The sequence below is a fragment of the Sphingobium sp. Z007 genome (genome assembly GCF_900013425.1).
Taxonomy (GTDB): domain Bacteria; phylum Pseudomonadota; class Alphaproteobacteria; order Sphingomonadales; family Sphingomonadaceae; genus Sphingobium.
Genome location: NZ_FBXK01000005.1, coordinates 1,141,585 through 1,159,510, shown reverse-complemented (window position 1 = coordinate 1,159,510; position 17,926 = coordinate 1,141,585). Strand labels below are relative to the sequence as shown.

The window sequence follows — 17,926 nt, the reverse complement described above, 5'->3', positions numbered from 1 at the left end:
AATTGCGTATAGCTGTCCAACTCGCTGTCGCACGCAGCTCAATCCTCCTGGATCATGCTGTGCTTGGCGGTGTCGCGCATCCGCACATAGACGATCAGCGATATGGCGATCATCACCGTGACATAGATGTAGAATGCCTGCTCCATGCCCGCCTGTTTGAACCACAGCGCCACGAATTCCGCCGTCCCGCCGAACAAAGTATTGGCCAACGCATAAGGCAGCGCCACGCCTAGCGCGCGGATATGCGTGGGAAACAGCTCCGCCTTCACGACTGCGTTGATCGACGTATAGCCGGTGACGATCACCAGGCCCGCCATCACCAGCAGCCCCGCGATCAGCGGGTCTTTCGTCACCGCCAAGGTCGCGAAGATCGGATAGGTGCAGATCACCCCCATGACGCCAAAGCCGATCATCAGCGGCTTGCGCCCGATCCGGTCCGAAAGCGCGCCCGCGGCCGGCTGCAACAGCATGAAGACAAACAGCGTCGCCGCATTGATCTGCGACGCGACTTCACGGCTGAGGCCACTGGTGTTGACCAGGAATTTCTGCATGTAGATGCTGTAGGCATAGAAAGCGATCGTCCCGCCCGCGGTCAGCAGCATCACCGTCAGCGTCTCGCGCGGATGATTGGTCATCAGCTCCATGAAGCCGGACTTGGGCGCGCCCGCCGCTTTGGCCACGCTAAAGCTCTGCGTCTCGGCCAGCCCGCGCCGCAGCCAGAACACCACGATCGCCAGCAGTCCGCCGATAAAGAACGGAATGCGCCATCCCCAGGCGTCAAGCTGCGCTTCGGTCAGCGTCGCCTGCAACAGCAACAGCACGCAGATCGCGACCAGCTGCCCGGCGATCAGCGTCACATATTGGAAGCTGGAAAAGAAGCCGCGGCGGTTCTTGCCGGCCATTTCAGACAGATAAGTCGCACTCGCCCCATATTCGCCGCCGATCGACAACCCCTGCATCAACCGCGCCAGCACCAGCAGCGCCGGGGCGGCGACCCCGATCGTCTCATAGCCCGGTGTCACCGCGATCAGCAGCGACCCCGCGCACATCAGCGCGACCGACAGGGTCAGGCCACTTTTGCGCCCATGGCGATCGGCATAGACGCCCATCAGCCAGGCGCCGATCGGCCGCATCAGGAAACCCACGGCGAAGACGCCCGCAGTGCTCAGCAACTGGGCGGTACGATCGCCGCCCGGAAAGAAATGCGGCGCGAAATAGAGGGTGAAGGCCGCATAGGCATACCAGTCATACCATTCGACCAGATTGCCGGTGGACCCGCCGATAATGGCCTTGAGCCGCTGCGCCTGCGTCGGCGCACGCACCTCGGTCGAAGCGGTCTGGTCGGTCATGGCGTCAGCACCATCGCGCCATCCTGCACGCCCCAGCTTTTCAGGCGCGACAACATGTTCATGCCGATCACATTGACCTCCCCGAAGGCGGGCGACACGACCACAGGTAGGTCGCTCGCCGAAATGGGACCGATGGCCAGCGTAGCGATGCTTGACCGCTTGGCCGTGACCTTGCCGTTGGCGGTGGTCATAATGACGCCCGGTTCGCCGACATCATAGTTGAGGCCCGCGGCCCGCGCCGTATTTTCGGACAGCGCCGTGACGGTTGCGCCGCTGTCGATCAGGAACCGGGCCGACGTACCGTTGATCGTCGCCTCGACCCAATAATGGCCGTCCGGCGCGACCGGGATGCGCAGCGCCTGCCCTTCAGTCCGGGCCTTGGGCAGTGCCGACGGCGCTTCGTCGGGGCCAACGACCGTCCCCTCCTCCGCCCACCGTCCGGTCAGATAGCCTTGGCTCTGCGCGCATTTGAACAGCCCTAGCAACCCGGCGAAGATCGCGACCCACAGCAATGCCATGCGCAGCACGCTGCCCCAGGCCATCTGCCGTCCGACTAAAGCGGACCCGACAAGGACGAGCGCTAGCACGTACCAGAGGGTCGATGCCGCCTGATCCGTGCCGTCCATCAGGCCCCCTGCTCTTTCGCGTCCAGTTCCACCACCATGCCGTCATAGCCCGGTTCGACGCCTTTGGGGAGCGTGCGACACAATGTCGCATAATCCATGCTCTGATCCATATGGGTCAGGATCGCCCGCCCCGGTCCCGTCGCCGCGATGCCGTCCAGTGTCAGCGCCAGATGCGGATGGGTCGGATGCGGTTTCTCCCGCAGCGCATCGACCACCCAAACGTCCAGCCCATCGTACAGCGTCAGCATGTCCGGCGTCAGTATATGAAAATCGGTGGCATAGCCGATCGAGCGGCCACCATGGCTGAACCGAAAGCCGGTGGAGTAGATGTCGCCATGGGGCTGGTCGACGCAGGCGATGTCGATGTCGCCGATCCGCAGCCCGTCAGGCAGGACATGGCCGTCGATCGTCGGGTGATAGCCGTTGCGCCCTTCAAAGGCATAGCCGAAGCGCTCTTTCAACAGCTTGAGCGTCTGCGCCCGCGCATAGCCAGGAACCGGCGTGCGGCGATGATGGAAAAGTTGGCGGACATCGTCGATGCCATGGCTGTGATCGGCATGGTCATGCGTCCACAGGATCGCATCGATTTGGATCACATCGGCGGCCAGCAACTGCGCGCGCATGTCGGGCGATGTATCGACCAGGATGCGCGTTGTCGGGCTTTCCACCAGGATGGACACGCGCGTCCGCCGGTTTTTCGGCTCGGCGGGATCGCATGTCCCCCAATCATTGCCGATCCGCGGCACGCCGGACGATGTGCCGCTGCCCAGGACGGTCAGCTTCAGGCTCATGCGACCTTGCTGAACAAAGCGCGGAAATTGGCGGACGTCGCCGCCGCCAGTTCTTCAACGCTTTCACCGCGCAGATGGGCCAGGAATTTGGCCGTGTCCGCGACGAAGGCGGGCTCGCACGGCCGGCCCCGATGCGGCACCGGCGCCAGGAAGGGCGAGTCCGTCTCAACCAGCAGCCGGTCCAGCGGCAACCGCGCCGCCGTTGCCTGCAAATCCTTCGCGCTTTTGAATGTCACGATGCCTGAAATGCTGATGTAGAAACCCAGCTCTATCGCTGCGTCAGCAAAGGCGCCGCTGGCGGTGAAACAGTGAATGACGCCGGAGTAGGCCCCCTTCCCCATCTCGTCGCGCATGATGGCCAGCGTATCTTCTTCCGCATCGCGGGTATGGACGATCAGCGGCAGGCCGGTGTCGCGCGCCGCGACGATGTGCGATCGGAAGCTCTTCTGCTGCCGATCGCGGTCGCTATGGTCGTAATAATAATCCAGCCCCGTCTCGCCGATGCCGACCACGCGGGGATGCGCCGCACGCTCCACCAGCTTGGCGGTATCGATATGGGGATGCTCGTCCGCTTCATGCGGATGGATGCCCACGGTCGCCCAGACGTCCGGCTCGCGGATCGCGGTGCCGAGCACATCGTCCCACTCGCTCTCGCGCGTCGCGATGTTGAGCATCAGATCGACGCCAGCGGCCCGCGACCGTTCCAGCACATTGGCCTGATCCTCGATCAAGCCTTTGTAATTCAGGTGGCAATGGCTGTCGATCAGCATGGGATCAGGCGTCCTCCGCCGGCAGTTCCAGGCGTGGGAACAGCGGCTTGGGCGCAGCCAGCACGAAATCGCTCTCGGCCAGCGCCGAATACCAATGGTCACCGATCGTCGCATAGCTGTGCTTGTCTGTTGGCACGCCCATATGGTTAAGGAGCGCCGTCGCGCTCGCGGGAATGACCGGCAGGATCGCGACCGCCAATTGGGCGATGGCGATGTAGAGGGTCGCCAGCACCGTCTCCATCCGCTCGGCATCGGTCTTGCGCAAAGACCAAGGCGCCTGAGCGTCAATATATTGGTTGCAGGCGAAACAGGCGCGCAGCCACGCCTCGATCGCCACGCTGGGCGCAAGGGTCGCAAAGGCGGCAGGCATGTCGGTGCGAATCGTCTTGTCGAGCAGCGCGAACAACTGGCTGTCCGCCGCATCATGGCCGTGGATCGCGGGCAGGCGGCCGTCCAGATTCTTGGCGATGAAGCTCAACGTCCGCTGCGCCAGATTGCCAAAGGCATTGCCTAGATCGCTGTTGGAGCGCTGGACGATCGCTTCCGCGCTATAGCTGCCATCATTGCCGAAGGTGACTTCGGACAGCAGGAAATAACGCAACTGGTCTACGCCGAAGCGGTCGGCCAGTTCCATCGGGTCGGCGACATTGCCGACCGACTTGGACATTTTCTCGCCGCGGTTGAGCAGGAAGCCGTGACCGAACACTTGCTTGGGCAAAGGCAGCTTCGCGCTCATCAGGAAGGCCGGCCAATAGACCGTATGAAAACGCACGATATCCTTGCCGATGATATGCGTGATGTCGCCGCCTTCGGCCCAGTAGCGCGCCATCCGATCGGCATCATCAGGATAGCCGCAGCCGGTGAGGTAATTGGTGAGCGCATCCACCCACACATACATGACATGGCCGTCCGATCCCGGCACCTTGACGCCCCAGTCGAAGCTGGTGCGCGATACGCTGAGGTGGCTCAGCCCGCCTTCGACGAAGCGCAAAATCTCGTTGCGACGGCTGTCGGGCTGGATGAAATCGGGCTGGCTTTCATACAGCGCCAGCAGCCGGTCCTGATAGGCAGACAAGCGGAAAAACCAGCTTTCCTCGACCGTCCATTCGACCGGCGTGCCCTGGGGCGAGAGTTTGACGCCCCCTTCCCCCTCGACGATTTCCTTTTCATCGTAAAAGGCTTCGTCGCGGACCGAATACCAGCCTTCATAGCGGCCCAGATACAGGTCGCCATTGGCCTCCATCGCCTGCCAGATCGCCTGGCTGGCGCTATGATGGTCCGGTTCGCTGGTACGGATGAAGCGATCATGGCTGATGTTCAGCCTCTCGTTCATCGCCTTGAAATAGCCCGCCATTTCATCGGCCAGTTCGCGTGGGTTAATCCCGCGGTCGCGCGCCGTCTGCGCCATTTTCAGCCCATGTTCGTCAGTGCCGGTCTGAAAGAAGACATCGCGGCCCATCATCCGCTGGAACCGGGCAACCGCGTCAGTGGCGATCACTTCATAGGCGTGGCCGATATGCGGACGGCCATTAGGATAGGAAATGGCGGTGGTGATTGTGAAAGGCGTGGACATGGCCTCTCCCTAGCCGCTGATCTGCGCCCCGCAAAGCCGCTTTATGCGCGCTCTTGCGCCAGCGCCGCGACATGGCCCGCCAGTTCGAAAACCACACCCGCCGGATCGAGCGACAGGATCACCGCGCCCCCCGCCAGATGCCGGGCCTTTTCCCAGTGGTCCAGTGCCGTGCCCAGCGCCGGTCCCTGCCGGGTCCGCGCCGCCTGCGCGATGAACGCGGGCGCGCGCTCCAGAAAGGCTTCATAGCGCGGCTTGGCGGATTTCAGCGCCAGCGCCTTGGCCAGTGCAAGCCGCTGGCGATTGCCCGGATCGCCCTGCGTCGCCAACGCCGTCAGCGCCTGTTCGATCTCCGACAGGTTGAGGCCCACATAGCGCAGCGCCTGGCCCGGCGATCCCTCGCCCGCGCGCACCAGCGCATCCATCTCCTGCGGCGACAGCGTCTCGTCGCTCGCCTTGAGCACCGCTCGCATCGTAGAGGTATCCAGCGGATCGAAGCGCAACGTGCGGCAGCGTGACCGGATCGTCGGCAGCAATCGCCCCGGCGCATGGCTGACCAGCAAGAAGAGCATGTCGGCGGGCGGCTCCTCCAGCGTCTTGAGCAGCGCATTGGCTGCACCCCGTTCCAGATCGTCGGCGCTGTCCACCACCACCACGCGGCGCGACGAGAGCGACGGGGCGGACTGGATCAAACGGCTTAGTCCGCGCACCTGATCGACGCTGATATTGCGCGCGGTCCCGGTTTCCTTCTCCAGCGGCGCCAGTTCGGCATAGTCGGGGTGGGCCGATGCCTCAATCAGGCGACGGGTTTGATGATCGTCCGGGACGAACAGACCCTCGCCATCAATCGGCGGACCGGCCGCATCCGCGAGCAGCCGCATCGCCAGCGCGCGCGCGAAGCTGCCCTTGCCGACGCCCCTAGGGCCGGCGAGTATCCAGCCATGGTGCATCCGCCCGCTCTGCGCGGCGGCCATCAGGGTTTGGGCCTGCGCGTCATGGCCCAGAAGCCGCGTCATGGCAGTAGGTCTTCGATCGCGTCCAGCAACCGCACCGTCACGACTTCGGCCGGGCCGGAGGCATCTATCGCACGAACGCGATCACCTTCCTCGCGCGCGAAGCGGCCGAACGCATCGGCCACGGCGCGATGAAAATCGCTCGCGCGCCCGCCGATTCGGTCTTCGGCATCGCCGTCGCGGGCCTTGGCCCGCCCCGTCGCTTCCTCTTCGGCCAGCGTCAGCAGCAAGGTTCGGTCTGGCAAAAACCCGTCGCTGCCGATCCGGTGCAGCGTCAATATATCGGCATCGGAGAGGACGCCCTGCCCCTGATAGGCGCGGCTCGAATCGAGGAAACGATCGGACAGTACCCACGCCCCCCGCGCCAGCGCCGGGCGGATCGTCTTTTCGATATGATCCGCCCGCGCCGCCGCGAACAGCAGCGCTTCGGCGCGCGCGCTCCAGCGGTCTGCCCCGCCGGTCAGCAACAGGGCGCGGATCGCCTCCGCCCCCTCACTGCCGCCCGGCTCGCGGGTTTCGACCACCTCCAGCCCGCGCGCGCGCAACGCGGCGGCCAATGCGCGCAACTGGGTCGATTTGCCCGCGCCCTCGCCGCCTTCCAGGGTTATGAACTTGCCTTGGTTCAAGCGAAGAGCGACTTCATGCCGTTCCAGAGCCGGCCGAAAAAGCCTGCTTCCGCCACATCTTCACCAGCGACCAGCGGCATGATCTGCGGCGGCGTGTCCGGGGTCTGGACAATCATCTGTGCGATCTGCTGGCCCTTGGCGATGGGCGCCTTGATCGGGCCGCTATAGACTACCTTCACTTGCACATTGGCCGACGCCGTGCCCGGCAGGGTGACGGCCAGATTCTGCGGCGCGACCAGCGAAACGCTTGTCGCGCTGCCCAATTGCACGGCCGCCGTCTCGACCGTCTGGCCTTTCTTGAACAGCGGCTGCGCCTTCCACGCCTTAAAGCCCCAGTCCATGAAGCGGACCGATTCGGTGATGCGGCTGTTGAAGCTGGGCAGGCCCGCGACCACCATCACCAGGCGGCGGCCATTCTGCTCCGCCGATCCGGTAAAGCCGAAGCCCGCCTCTTCGGTATGGCCGGTCTTGAGGCCATCGGCCCCGGCGATCTTGCCCAGGATCGGGTTGCGATTGCCCTGCGCAATGTCCGCGCCGCCCATCGTCTTGCCCCAGGTGAAGGACCGCGTGGCGTAAAATTTCTTGTAGAGGTCGGGCGTTTCCTCGACCGTCGCCTGCGCCAGCTTGGCCAGATCCTCGGCGGTGACATAGGTCACCCCCTCGTCCGGCCAGCCATTGCTGGTGCCGAAATGGCTGTTCTTCAGGCCCAGCCGCTTGGCTTCTTCGTTCATTGCGGCGACGAAGGCCTGTTCGGTGCCGGAAATCCCCTCCGCCAGCACGACGCAGGCGTCATTGCCAGACAGAGTGACGATGCCGTGCAGCAGATTTTCCACCGACACCTGCTCGCCGACGGACAGGAACATGGTCGAACCCGCCTGCGGGCCATGCCATTGTTTCCAGGTTTCCGGGCGCACGGTGAATTTGGTATCGAGCTTCAACTGACCCTTCTGGATCAGGCGAAAGGCGACATGCGCGGTCATCATCTTCGCCATGGAGGCCGGCGGTATCTTCGTCTCGCCGCCCTTGTCGTACAGCACCGCGCCCGACGACAGATCCTTCATATAGGCGATCGGCGCTTCGGTGGTGTAGGGCGGCGCGGCGGCGATCAGCGGCTGTGCCAGCAGCCCGGCGGCAAGGAGGACTGCAACGCTTTTCTTCATGGGAAAACTGCCTTCGAACAAATGGAATCGCTCTTCAAACGCGATGTCTATCGCGCGTCATTAGCCATGATGCGGCTATTCTCAAAGCCTTTGGCGGCGGCCTGCCGAACACCGGCCTGCGCCGCCTGCTGCGTGGCATAGGGGCCAAGCCGCACGCGCCATATCCCGCCGCCCGGATCGACGCGTGCGCCCAGGCTCCTGGCCAGAGCATCGGCGCGGGCCCGGGAGGAGAAAGCGCCGACCTGCACGACATAAGCGCCGGTCTTGGGCAGGGCAGGCGATGGCTTGGGAATAGCCGCCGCCCTGGCCGGTTGCGCGACCGGCTTGGGCGCGGCCGTGTCGAAATCCGCGCCAGGCCGGCTGGCGCTGACCGGCTTGATCGGCGCTGGCTTGGGCTTGTCGGCCACCGGCGCGCGCGCAAGCGGCACCGCGGCTGACGGTGCCGGACCGAGCTTACCACGCAGCACCTTGAGCAAGGCGGCGGGTGTTTCCAGCCGCTCGGCCGCCTGAGCATGTGAGCGCAACGCCGCCCGTTCCTGTTCAGGCGGATTGACACGGCGCACCCGCACCGGCGTCATGCCGGCAACGCCCAGTTGCGCCGCCGCGCCCGGCGACAGCGCGATCAGCTGGTCGTTCCGCATCGGCCCGCGATCATTGACCCGCACCAGGATCGTCCGCCCGCTGTCCAGCGCCGTCACCTCGACATAGCTGGGTAGTGGCAAGGTCTTGTGCGCGGCGGTGATGGCCGATGGCATGAAGGCTTCGCCTGTCGCGGTCGCGCCGCCATCGCTGCCATCCTCCGCCACGCCAGCATAGCCCACCTCGTCGTAAGAGGCGGGATCGGTCGGCGTGTACGTCACGCCGCCCACCACATAAGGCGGCCCCAGCGGCGCTGGCGTATTGCCGACCATGGCGGCCGAATCGGTATTGCGCGGCTGCGCCATAAGCGCGCCGCCGCTCGCCAGCGCCAGCATCATGGCCGGGACGAACAGCCCCTTATTGTTTGACAGCATCCGCCAGCAATCCCACCGACAAGGCATAGAAGTTGGAACAATTATAATCCAGGATCGCCCGGTAATTGCTGGTCAGCAGATAGGCGGTCTTGCCCGGCCCATCGGGTTCCAGCAGCGTCGCCAGCATCGTGTCCGCCGGCCACACGCCACTGGCGGGAAACAGGCCCAGCTTGCGCCATTCCGCCATCGTCAACCAGCGGCTGTGTCGGTTGAACACCCGCGGGCAGCGCGCCGGTTCGGTCTTGGCCACCACGGCGGCGCGGTTGAAACTCGTCGGCACGTTGACCGCCACGCCCCAGGGCTGACCCTTGCGCCATCCCGATTGCACGAAATAATTGGCGATGGAAGCAAGCGCATCAGCCTCGCTGGTCCAGATATCGGCCTTCCCGTCGCCATCGCCATCCTTGGCGATGCGCAGATAGACGGACGGCAGGAATTGCGGATAGCCCGTCGCCCCGGCCCAGCTCCCGACGAGCCTGCTACGCGGCACGCCATTGTCCAGCATCTTAAGCGTGGCGAGCAATTCCGGCTCGAACAGCGCGCGCCGCCGCCCTTCATGCGCCAGCGTCGCGAGCGACCGGATCAGGTCGAAATCGCCGGTATAGCTGCCATAATTGGTTTCATGGCCGTAGATGGCGACCATGATTTCCTCCGGCACACCCGTCTCCGCCTCGATCCGCGACAGCCGCGAACGATTGGCCTGGTAGGCGATCCGCCCCCGGCTGATCCGTGCGGCGTCCACATGCTGGCGGCGATAGGGTTCGAAATTGGGAATGGGCGAGTAGGCGCCGCCGCCCGGCTGGCTCTGGTCGAGCTGAACGACGCGCGGATTGACGGTCAGCGTCGGGAAAACACTGTCCAGCGTCGCGTCGCGGATGCCCATGACCCGCGCCTTGGGCCGCAGGCTTTCCAGATAGGCGCGGAAATCCTCACTATCCTGCGCCTGTGCCGGCCCAACGACCATGCTGCCAGCGGTAACGGTGGCAAGGCCCAGCAACAAAGACAGGACGGGTGAACGCAAAGAATCCCTCATCCCCCCGTTGTTGCACAGGCGGGGCGGCAGGTGAATCCCCTTAATGCGCGGTCGGGTCGGTTAAGGCGACGAACGGAGAGAGCGACGATTTCCCCTTGGCATCGCCGCCCGGCGCGCTAGGAAGCGGGCGAACGGAAGCGTGGCCGAGTGGTTTAAGGCAGCGGTCTTGAAAACCGCCGTGGGTGTAAGCTCACCGTGGGTTCGAATCCCACCGCTTCCGCCATCACCCCCTACCCATCCGTCCGCAATCTGTAGCCGATGCCCGGCTCATTGCCGATAATCTGCGGCCGCTGCGGATCGTCCTCCAGCTTGTGACGCAGCGTGCGGACCAGGACGCGCAGATATTCGACATGATGCTCCACTTCGCGCGGCCACACCTGCGCCATGATCTGGCCATGGGTGATGACCCGGCCGGGGAATTTCGCCAACTGGACCAGCACGCCATATTCCTTGGGCGTCAGATGCACCTCCTGGCCGCCCTTGCGCACCATCCGGGTCATTAGGTCGATCTCCACATCGCCGACCTTGACCGCCGACACGCCGCCGCCCTTGGTCAGCCGGTTGCGCAGCGCGACGCGCAGCCGCGCCAGCAGTTCGTCGGTGTCGAACGGCTTGGTCAGATAATCGTCGGCGCCCAGGTCCAGCGCCGCCACTTTCTGTTCGGTCGCGTCGCGCGCGGACACGACGACCAACGTCGCATCCGACCGCTGCTTGATGAGCGGCACCAGTTCCAGCCCGTCGCGATCGGGCAGGCCCAGGTCCAGGATGACGATGTCGGGCGATGCGTCGCGCAGTCGGTCGAGCGCCTCGCGCGCATCCTGCGCCTCTACCGTCTCATAATCGGCGCGGGCCAGCGCGCTGTGGATCAGGCGGCGGATATGCAGTTCGTCATCGACGATCAGCACTTTGTGGCGGGTTGTCATGGTTGGTCGTCCGATGGCGGGTCTTTGATGATGCAAGCGTCGGGGATATTCAGCGTGAAGCAGGCGCCGGACGGATCATCGACATTGGTCGCCCGCACGGTCAAGCTCATCGCTTCGGCGAACCCCTTGACGATGGCGAGGCCCAGCCCTGTGCCATGCTTGTCGCGGTCGGTCCCCTCGATGCGGGTGAAACTGTCGAACAATCGGTCTTCCGCGCCCGGCGGGATGCCCGGTCCCTGATCAATGACCGACAGCAGCAGCGCGTCGGCGGTGCGCAGCCCCCGGATGGTGACGGGGGTGCCGGAATCGCCATAGCGCCCGGCATTGTCGAGCAGGTTGAGGAGGATATGATGCAGCAGCACCGGATCGACCCGCACCAGCGGAATGTCGGGCGGAATATCGACCTTCACCTCGCGTCCGGCGAGCGATTGGCGCGTGTCCTGCACCGCGCTGGCGACGGCGTCGAACAGGTCGGTGGCCTCTATTCGCATGGGCAGCGCCCCGGCCTCCACCCGCGCCATGTCCAGCAGATTGGCGACGAAGCGGTTGAGCCGCTGCGCCTCCCCCTCGATCAGATCGACCAGCGGCAGAGGATGATCCCGACGTAATTCCTGTGCGGCCGACAATATGGTGGTCAGCGGGGTGCGCAGGTCATGACTGACCGAAGACAGCAACGCCGCGCGCAGCCGATCGCGCTCGCGCACATGGCGCACGTCCAGCATCTGTTCTTCCAGCGCCATGCGATCCAGCGCAATCGCGGCCTGGTCGAGCAGGCTGATGAGCAATGGCATCTGGTCGGGACGTAGCGCCAGTCCCGCATCGTCGCGCGCGATTCCCAGCACGCCCAGCACGCCGCGCTGGGTATGGAGCGGATGGAACAGCCAATCGGATGCGGTGAGCGTGGATGATCCGCGGCCGGCCGGCTGAACATTGTCCATCGCCCATTGCGCCGCCGCTTTCTCGATCTGCTCCATCCGGTCCTCCGGCGGAAAAGCGGCGCGGAGCGTCGGTCCCACGGCGGACGGGGTCAGCAGCACCGTGCGCACATTCAAAAGCCTTGCGACTTCCGCGCAAACGCCCTGCATCAGTTCTTCTTCGCTCGCCGCAACAGTCAGGTGCCGGGAAAAGCCGGCCAGCGCTGCATTCTGCCGCGCGCTCTCCCCCGCCAGATCGGCCTGCGCACGCACGCCCGCGGCGAACTGCGCGGTCACGATCGCAACGCCCAGCAGGACCAGGATGGAAATGACGTTTTCTGGGTTGCTGACGGTCAGCGTTCCAGTCGGTGGCAGGAAGAAGAAATTATAGGCCAGGCTCGACACCAGTCCGCCAAACAGCCCCGCGCGCAGACCGTAGGAAGCGGCCGCGAACATGACGGGGACGAGGTAGAGCAAGGCGATATTGCCCAGGTCGATCGCTTGGACCAACAGCCGGCCGATTGCCGTCATCGCCGCGACCGCCAGCAGAGTCGCGACATAATCCGCAGGCTTGCCCCAACCGCCCGACGGCATCCTGGACCCGACCCGCGCTGGCGCGTCGTCGTCCGATGGCAGGACATGCACTGCGACGGACCCGATGTCGCGCACCAGCCGGTCAACCACCGATCCGTGCCGGAGTTCGAACCACCAGGACCGGGTGGATTTCCCGATCACGATCTGCGTCGCGCGCGCGTCGATCGCGAAACGGCGCAGCCCTTCGACGACGTTGCGCGCCGGAATGCTCGCCGTCGCCGCGCCCAGGCGAGACGCCAGCGCCAGCGTTTCTGCTAGTCCCTGCCGCTCCGCGTCGGACAGGCTGGCGCTGCGCCGGGTTTCGATATGCACCGCCGTCCAGGGCGCGCGCAGCGCGTCGGCCAGCCGCTTGGCCGCGCGCACCAGGCCCGGCGCGCTCGGCTGTTCGCTCACGGCGACCACGACGCGCTCCCCCACCGCGAAGCTGCCGGCCAGCGCATGGGCGCGGACATAGTCCAGCATCTGCGCATCGACCGCCTGCGCCGCGCGCCGCAGCGCCAGTTCGCGCAGCGCCGTCAGGTTCGACTTGGAAAAGAAATGGGTAAGCGCCCGGCTCGCTTCCTGCGGGATATAGACCTTGCCGTCCTTGAGCCGTTCGATCAGCTCATCGGGGGGCAGGTCGATCACCTCGATCTCCGCATCCTCCAGCACCGAATCGGGCACGGTTTCCCGCACTCGGACACGGGTGAAAGACGCGACCACATCGTTCAGGCTTTCGAGATGCTGGATATTCAGCGTCGAATAGACGTCGATTCCCGCCGCCAGCAGCTCCTCGACATCCTGATAGCGTTTGGGATGGCGGCTGCCCGGCGCATTGCTGTGCGCCAGTTCGTCCACCAGCGCCAGTTGCGGATGCCGCGCAAGGATGGCGTCGATGTCCATCTCGGTCAGATCGTGATTTTGGTGAGCGACGACCCGGCGCGGCATCAGTTCATGGCCGTGGACCAGGGCTTCGGTCTCGCGCCGGCCGTGCGTTTCGACCACGCCGACCACCACGTCGATGCCCGCCTTTGCGCGTTGCGCGCCTTCCGTCAGCATCTCATAGGTCTTGCCGACGCCCGGCGCCGACCCCAGAAAGATTTTCAGACGCCCGCGGCCTTCCTGCGCGGCGGCGCGCAGAAAGGCTTCGGGGTCAGCCTTGAGCCGGGAGAATGGGCGCGCGGTCTCGTTCACCGCGCCTGCTTAGCGTCAATCATGTCCAGCCGTCGATTCAGTTCGAACAGGTTGACGCGCGCTTCGCCCAGGAAGCCGAGCAAAGGCTGCTCGACGCTGTCCGCCACGAGCGATCGAAGCCGCTGCGGGTCCATGCCGCGCACCTTGGCGACACGATCGACTTGATAAAAAGCCGCCTCAGGACCGATATGGGGGTCAAGCCCTGAGGCGGAGGCTGTCACCAGATCGGACGGAACGGGGCGATCGGGTGTGGCAGTCTTATAGGTTGCAATATCGGTCTTCACCCGGTCGACCAGCGCTTGGCTGGTCGGGCCGAGATTGGAGCCGGACGAGGCAAGGCCGTCATAGCCCTTGCCCGCCGCCGACGGGCGGCTGTGGAAATAGCGGTCCGATGTGAAGGCCTGGCCAACGATGGTGGAACCGATGACCACGTCCTTGTCGCGGACCAGGCTGCCATTGGCTTGGGCGGGGAATAGCGCCTGCCCCACCCCGGTCAGCGCCAACGGATAGGCGATGCCCAGCAGCAGCGCGAACAGCAGCGTCATGACGAGCGCCGGACGGATGGCGGATTTGAGGTCGGTAAACATGTCAAAATCTCCGTTATCGGGCGGTCAGGCGAGGCCAAGGCCGTTGACGACCATGTCGATCAGCTTAATCCCCGCGAACGGCGCGATCAGTCCGCCGAGGCCATAGATGGCGAGGTTGCGCGCCAGCAGCGGCCCCGCGCCGATCGGCCGGTACGTAACGCCCTTGAGCGCCAACGGCACCAGGCAGGGGATGATGAGCGCATTGAAGATGATGGCGGACAGGATAGCGCTCTGCGCCGTGCCCAGCGCCATGATGTTGAGCACCCCCAAGCCCGGATAGAGCACAACGAACATCGCCGGGATGATCGCGAAATATTTGGCGACGTCATTGGCGACCGAAAAGGTGGTCAGCGCTCCGCGGGTCATCAGCAATTGCTTGCCCAGACCCACGACCTCGATCAGCTTGGTCGGATCGCTGTCCAGGTCCACCATATTGCCTGCTTCGCGCGCCGCCTGGGTGCCGGTGTTCATCGCCACGCCGACATCGGCCTGCGCCAGCGCGGGTGCGTCATTGGTGCCGTCGCCGCACATGGCGACCAGCCGCCCGCCCTGCTGCTCCTTGCGGATCAGCGCCAGCTTGTCCTCCGGCGTCGCCTGCGCCAGGAAATCATCGACCCCCGCTTCGGCCGCGATCGATGCGGCGGTCAGTGGATTGTCGCCGGTGATCATCACCGTGCGGATGCCCATCTGCCGCAACTCGCCGAACCGTTCGCGGATGCCCGCCTTGACGATATCCTTCAGGAAAATCGCGCCCAGTAACCGGTCGTCCTGCGCCACGGCCAGCGGCGTGCCGCCAGCGCGGGCGATCTCGTCGGTTATGCGACGCAGTTCGTCCGCATCCTTGCCGCCGTTGGAGCCAAGCGCCTTCAGCACCGAATCCACCGCGCCCTTGATGATCCGCGTCCCGCCCGTCTCGACGCCGGAAATGCGGGTCTGCGCGGTGAACGGGATGACCTCCGCTCCCTCTGGCAGCGCCTGCGCCGTCTGGCCAAAGCGCTCGCGTGCCAGAAGTACGATCGAACGACCTTCGGGTGTCTCGTCCGCCAAGCTGGCAAGCAGCGCGGCTTCGGCCAATTGCGCCTGGCTCGCGCCGCCTACGGTCCGAAACTCCGTCGCCTGCCGGTCGCCCACGGTGATGGTTCCGGTCTTGTCCAGCAGCAGCACATCGATATCGCCCGCCGCTTCGACCGCCCGGCCCGACTTGGCCAGCACGTTGAACCGCACCAGCCGGTCCATGCCGGCAATGCCGATGGCGGACAGCAGCGCCGCGATGGTGGTGGGGATCAGGGTGATGAACAGCGCCGCCAGCACCGCGACCGGGATCGTCCCGCCGGCATAGGTGGCAAAGCTGGGGATGGTCGCGACAGCGATCAGGAAGATGATGGTCAGGCCGACCAGCAACAGCGTCAGCGCGATTTCATTGGGCGTCTTCTGCCGTTCGGCCCCCTCGACCAGCGCGATCATGCGGTCAAGGAACCCCTGCCCCGGATTGACCGTCACCTGCACCTTGATCCGGTCGGAAATGACGCGGGTGCCCGCCGTCACGGCAGAACGGTCGCCGCCCGCCTCGCGGATCACCGGCGCGGATTCGCCGGTGATGGCGGCTTCGTTGACCGACGCGACGCCCGCTACGACCTCGCCATCGGACGGGATCAGGTCGCCGGTTTCGACCAGCACCACATCTCCCATCCGTAGCGCGCTCGCCGGGACGGCGTCAAAGGTCTCGCCGTCCTTCTTCAGCCGCTTGGCCGTCAGTTCCGCCTTGGTGGCGCGCAGCGAGGCGGCCTGCGCCTTGCCGCGTCCTTCGGCCAAAGCCTCGGCAAAGGTGCCGAACAAGACGGTCAGCCACAGCCAGACGACCAGTTGCAACTTGAAGCTGAGGGCAAGGCTGTCCTGCCCCACTGCCAACAGGATGGTGAGCAGCACCGCTACGATGGCGGTGGTGAACATCACCGGATTACGGATCAGTTCGCTTGGGGCGAGTTTGCGAAACGCGTCGCCGATCGCAGGCAGGATCAGGTCGGCGGTGAAGAGCGATTTGGACGCTGTGCGTGCCATGAGGATGCTCCGTTAAAAAGTCTGGCCGTGGATCATCGCGAGATGATCGGCGACGGGGCCAAGGGCGAGGCTAGGCAGGAAGGTCAGGCCGCCCACGACCAGCACGATGCCGATCAGCAGGCCGGTCCAGAGCGGCCCGGTGGTGGGGAAGCTGCCAGCGGTTTCAGGGGTGTAGGATTTCGCCGCAAGGCTGCCCGCAATCGCCAGCATCGGAATGATGATGAAGAAGCGGCCGATCCACATCGCAACGCCCAGCATGCCATTGTAGAAGGGCGTGTTGGCGGTCAGGCCTGCAAAGGCCGACCCGTTATTCCCGACCGCGCTGGTGAAGGCGTAGAGGATTTCGGAAAATCCGTGCGGCCCCTTGTTGAGCGGCCCGGCCAGGCCCGCCTGCGTGACGCTGGCGATCGCGGTCATCCCCAGGATCACGAGCGGGAGCACGGCGATGGCCAGCACCGCGAGTTTGACCTCACGCGACTCGATCTTCTTGCCGACATATTCCGGCGTCCGTCCGACCATCAGCCCCGCGACGAACACGGCGAGGATGGCGAACAGCAGGAAGCCGTAGATGCCCGCGCCCACGCCGCCGACGACGACTTCGCCCAGTTGGATGTTGAACAGGGGGATCATACCGCCCAGCGCGGTAAAACTGTCATGCATGGCGTTGACCGCGCCGCAGCTCGCCGCCGTGGTGACGACTGAGAAGAGCGCGGAAGCGGCGATGCCGAAACGGACCTCCTTGCCCTCCATATTGCCGCCGGCGACACCCAGATTGTGCAGGATCGGGTTCCCCGCGGCTTCCTGCCAATAGGTGATGGTCACGCCCACCACGAAGATGGTCAGCATCGCCGCCAAAATCGCCCAGCCCTGCCGGACATTGCCGACCGCTTTGCCGAATGTGTAGGTCAGGCCCACGCCGATGACGAAGATCGACAGCATCTGCACAAAGTTGGTCAGCGCATTGGGGTTTTCAAACGGATGCGCGCTGTTGGCGTTGAAGAAACCGCCGCCATTGGTGCCCAGCATCTTGATCGCTTCCTGGCTGGCCACCGGGCCAAGCGCCAGCGTTTGCTTCACGCCCTCCAGCGTCGTCACATCGACTGACCCGGCCAGCGTCTGCGGCACGCCGCTCGCGATCAGGAACAGGGCGTAGAGGATGCACAGCGGCAGCAGCAGGTAGAGCGTCACCCGCGTCATGTCGGCCCAGAAATTACCGATCGTCGTCGCGCTTCGGCGGGCGAAGCCGCGGAACAGCGCGAAGGCGAGCGCAATGCCGGTCGCCGCCGACAGGAAATTATGGATGGTCAGGCCCAGCATCTGCGACAGGTTCGACAGGGTCGATTCGCCCGCATAGCTTTGCCAGTTGGTGTTGGTCGTGAAGCTGATAGCGGTGTTGAACGCCAGATGTTCGCTCGTGCCCGCGAAGCCCAGCGGATTAAGCGGCAACAGCCCCTGCAAGCGCAGCACCGCATAGGTGAAGAGCGCCAGCAAAAGGTTGAAGAGCAGCATGTGCACGGCATAGCGCCGCCAGCCCTGCTCCTGCGTCGGGTCGATCCCCGAAAGACGATAGAAGCCCCGCTCGACCGGGCCGAGCACGGCATGCAGCGGCGTGCGCCGCCCTTCGTACAGCGCGAAGAGCCATAGGCCGACCGGCTTCGTAAGCGCCAGCAATATGCCGATAAAGGCCGCGATCAGCAGCCATCCCTGGAAGGTCATGATCGCCCCT

Annotated in this window: 15 protein-coding genes and 1 tRNA gene; 1 reads left to right on the top strand and 15 read right to left on the bottom strand. The window is 65.0% G+C overall.

Annotated elements, in window-relative coordinates; translation table 11 throughout:
- Positions 1-38 precede the first annotated feature (38 nt).
- The 10 genes from CEQ44_RS13510 to CEQ44_RS13465 are packed head-to-tail and all read right to left on the bottom strand — an operon-like array spanning position 39 to position 9,951.
- Positions 39-1,349, bottom strand: a complete 1,311-nt coding sequence (locus CEQ44_RS13510) for an MFS transporter (protein WP_088185089.1) — start codon at positions 1,347-1,349, stop codon at positions 39-41.
- Entirely contained in the window at positions 1,346-1,975 is a 630-nt protein-coding gene (locus tag CEQ44_RS13505; RefSeq protein ID WP_088185088.1) for a TIGR02281 family clan AA aspartic protease, read from the bottom strand. Before CEQ44_RS13505 ends, CEQ44_RS13510 begins: the two co-directional genes overlap by 4 nt.
- Positions 1,975-2,766 carry an MBL fold metallo-hydrolase gene (locus tag CEQ44_RS13500; RefSeq protein ID WP_088185087.1) on the bottom strand — a complete coding sequence of 264 codons (792 nt, stop codon included), beginning with the start codon at positions 2,764-2,766 and terminating at the stop codon, positions 1,975-1,977. Before CEQ44_RS13500 ends, CEQ44_RS13505 begins: the two co-directional genes overlap by 1 nt.
- Positions 2,763-3,536 (bottom strand): TatD family hydrolase, encoded by a 774-nt coding sequence (locus CEQ44_RS13495; protein ID WP_088185086.1) that lies wholly within the window; start codon positions 3,534-3,536, stop codon positions 2,763-2,765. Before CEQ44_RS13495 ends, CEQ44_RS13500 begins: the two co-directional genes overlap by 4 nt.
- A 4-nt stretch (positions 3,537-3,540) precedes the next feature.
- Positions 3,541-5,109: a methionine--tRNA ligase gene (gene metG / locus CEQ44_RS13490; RefSeq protein WP_088185085.1), complete on the bottom strand. Its 1,569-nt coding sequence runs from the start codon at positions 5,107-5,109 to the stop codon at positions 3,541-3,543.
- A 41-nt stretch (positions 5,110-5,150) separates the two neighbouring features.
- A complete protein-coding gene (locus tag CEQ44_RS13485; protein WP_088185084.1) occupies positions 5,151-6,122 on the bottom strand; it encodes an AAA family ATPase in 972 nt (323 codons plus the stop codon).
- Positions 6,119-6,745 (bottom strand): dTMP kinase, encoded by a 627-nt coding sequence (gene tmk, locus CEQ44_RS13480; protein WP_088189987.1) that lies wholly within the window; start codon positions 6,743-6,745, stop codon positions 6,119-6,121. Before tmk ends, CEQ44_RS13485 begins: the two co-directional genes overlap by 4 nt.
- Positions 6,742-7,905 (bottom strand): D-alanyl-D-alanine carboxypeptidase family protein, encoded by a 1,164-nt coding sequence (locus CEQ44_RS13475; RefSeq protein WP_088189989.1) that lies wholly within the window; start codon positions 7,903-7,905, stop codon positions 6,742-6,744. Before CEQ44_RS13475 ends, tmk begins: the two co-directional genes overlap by 4 nt.
- Positions 7,906-7,952: 47 nt before the next feature.
- Complete coding sequence (locus CEQ44_RS13470) at positions 7,953-8,918, bottom strand: RlpA-like double-psi beta-barrel domain-containing protein (protein ID WP_088189986.1); 966 nt, start codon at positions 8,916-8,918, stop codon at positions 7,953-7,955.
- The gene (locus CEQ44_RS13465) at positions 8,902-9,951 is read right to left on the bottom strand and encodes a lytic transglycosylase domain-containing protein (protein WP_088185713.1); all 1,050 of its coding nucleotides are present in this window, start codon (positions 9,949-9,951) and stop codon (positions 8,902-8,904) included. Before CEQ44_RS13465 ends, CEQ44_RS13470 begins: the two co-directional genes overlap by 17 nt.
- Positions 9,952-10,084: 133 nt before the next feature.
- On the opposite strand from CEQ44_RS13465, the gene CEQ44_RS13460 reads away from it, so the two are divergent.
- Positions 10,085-10,174, top strand: a tRNA-Ser gene (locus CEQ44_RS13460).
- 7 nt (positions 10,175-10,181) lie between these two features.
- On the opposite strand, the gene CEQ44_RS13455 is transcribed toward CEQ44_RS13460, so the two are convergent.
- The 5 genes from CEQ44_RS13455 to kdpA are packed head-to-tail and all read right to left on the bottom strand — an operon-like array spanning position 10,182 to position 17,916.
- Complete coding sequence (locus CEQ44_RS13455) at positions 10,182-10,874, bottom strand: response regulator (protein WP_088189985.1); 693 nt, start codon at positions 10,872-10,874, stop codon at positions 10,182-10,184.
- Positions 10,871-13,555, bottom strand: coding sequence for a sensor histidine kinase KdpD (locus tag CEQ44_RS13450; protein WP_088189984.1), 2,685 nt, complete (start codon positions 13,553-13,555; stop codon positions 10,871-10,873). Before CEQ44_RS13450 ends, CEQ44_RS13455 begins: the two co-directional genes overlap by 4 nt.
- Positions 13,552-14,142, bottom strand: coding sequence for a potassium-transporting ATPase subunit KdpC (gene kdpC, locus CEQ44_RS13445; protein WP_088189983.1), 591 nt, complete (start codon positions 14,140-14,142; stop codon positions 13,552-13,554). The genes CEQ44_RS13450 and kdpC overlap by 4 nt, the downstream gene beginning before the upstream one ends.
- A 24-nt stretch (positions 14,143-14,166) precedes the next feature.
- Positions 14,167-16,200 carry a potassium-transporting ATPase subunit KdpB gene (gene kdpB, locus CEQ44_RS13440; RefSeq protein WP_088189982.1) on the bottom strand — a complete coding sequence of 678 codons (2,034 nt, stop codon included), beginning with the start codon at positions 16,198-16,200 and terminating at the stop codon, positions 14,167-14,169.
- 12 nt (positions 16,201-16,212) lie between these two features.
- A complete protein-coding gene (gene kdpA / locus CEQ44_RS13435) occupies positions 16,213-17,916 on the bottom strand; it encodes a potassium-transporting ATPase subunit KdpA (protein WP_088182109.1) in 1,704 nt (567 codons plus the stop codon).
- Between the last annotated feature and the right edge of the window lie 10 nt (positions 17,917-17,926).

Excerpts from the sequence above, each read along its gene's own strand:
- CEQ44_RS13510 (WP_088185089.1), bottom strand. The coding sequence starts at position 1,349 with ATGACCGACCAGACCGCTTCGACCGAGGTGCGTGCGCCGACGCAGGCG.
- CEQ44_RS13505 (WP_088185088.1), bottom strand. The coding sequence starts at position 1,975 with ATGGACGGCACGGATCAGGCGGCATCGACCCTCTGGTACGTGCTAGCG.
- CEQ44_RS13500 (WP_088185087.1), bottom strand. The coding sequence starts at position 2,766 with ATGAGCCTGAAGCTGACCGTCCTGGGCAGCGGCACATCGTCCGGCGTG.
- CEQ44_RS13495 (WP_088185086.1), bottom strand. The coding sequence starts at position 3,536 with ATGCTGATCGACAGCCATTGCCACCTGAATTACAAAGGCTTGATCGAG.
- metG (WP_088185085.1), bottom strand. The coding sequence starts at position 5,109 with ATGTCCACGCCTTTCACAATCACCACCGCCATTTCCTATCCTAATGGC.
- CEQ44_RS13485 (WP_088185084.1), bottom strand. The coding sequence starts at position 6,122 with ATGACGCGGCTTCTGGGCCATGACGCGCAGGCCCAAACCCTGATGGCC.
- CEQ44_RS13475 (WP_088189989.1), bottom strand. The coding sequence starts at position 7,905 with ATGAAGAAAAGCGTTGCAGTCCTCCTTGCCGCCGGGCTGCTGGCACAG.
- CEQ44_RS13470 (WP_088189986.1), bottom strand. The coding sequence starts at position 8,918 with ATGCTGTCAAACAATAAGGGGCTGTTCGTCCCGGCCATGATGCTGGCG.
- CEQ44_RS13465 (WP_088185713.1), bottom strand. The coding sequence starts at position 9,951 with ATGAGGGATTCTTTGCGTTCACCCGTCCTGTCTTTGTTGCTGGGCCTT.
- CEQ44_RS13455 (WP_088189985.1), bottom strand. The coding sequence starts at position 10,874 with ATGACAACCCGCCACAAAGTGCTGATCGTCGATGACGAACTGCATATC.
- kdpC (WP_088189983.1), bottom strand. The coding sequence starts at position 14,142 with ATGTTTACCGACCTCAAATCCGCCATCCGTCCGGCGCTCGTCATGACG.
- kdpB (WP_088189982.1), bottom strand. The coding sequence starts at position 16,200 with ATGGCACGCACAGCGTCCAAATCGCTCTTCACCGCCGACCTGATCCTG.
- kdpA (WP_088182109.1), bottom strand. The coding sequence starts at position 17,916 with ATGACCTTCCAGGGATGGCTGCTGATCGCGGCCTTTATCGGCATATTG.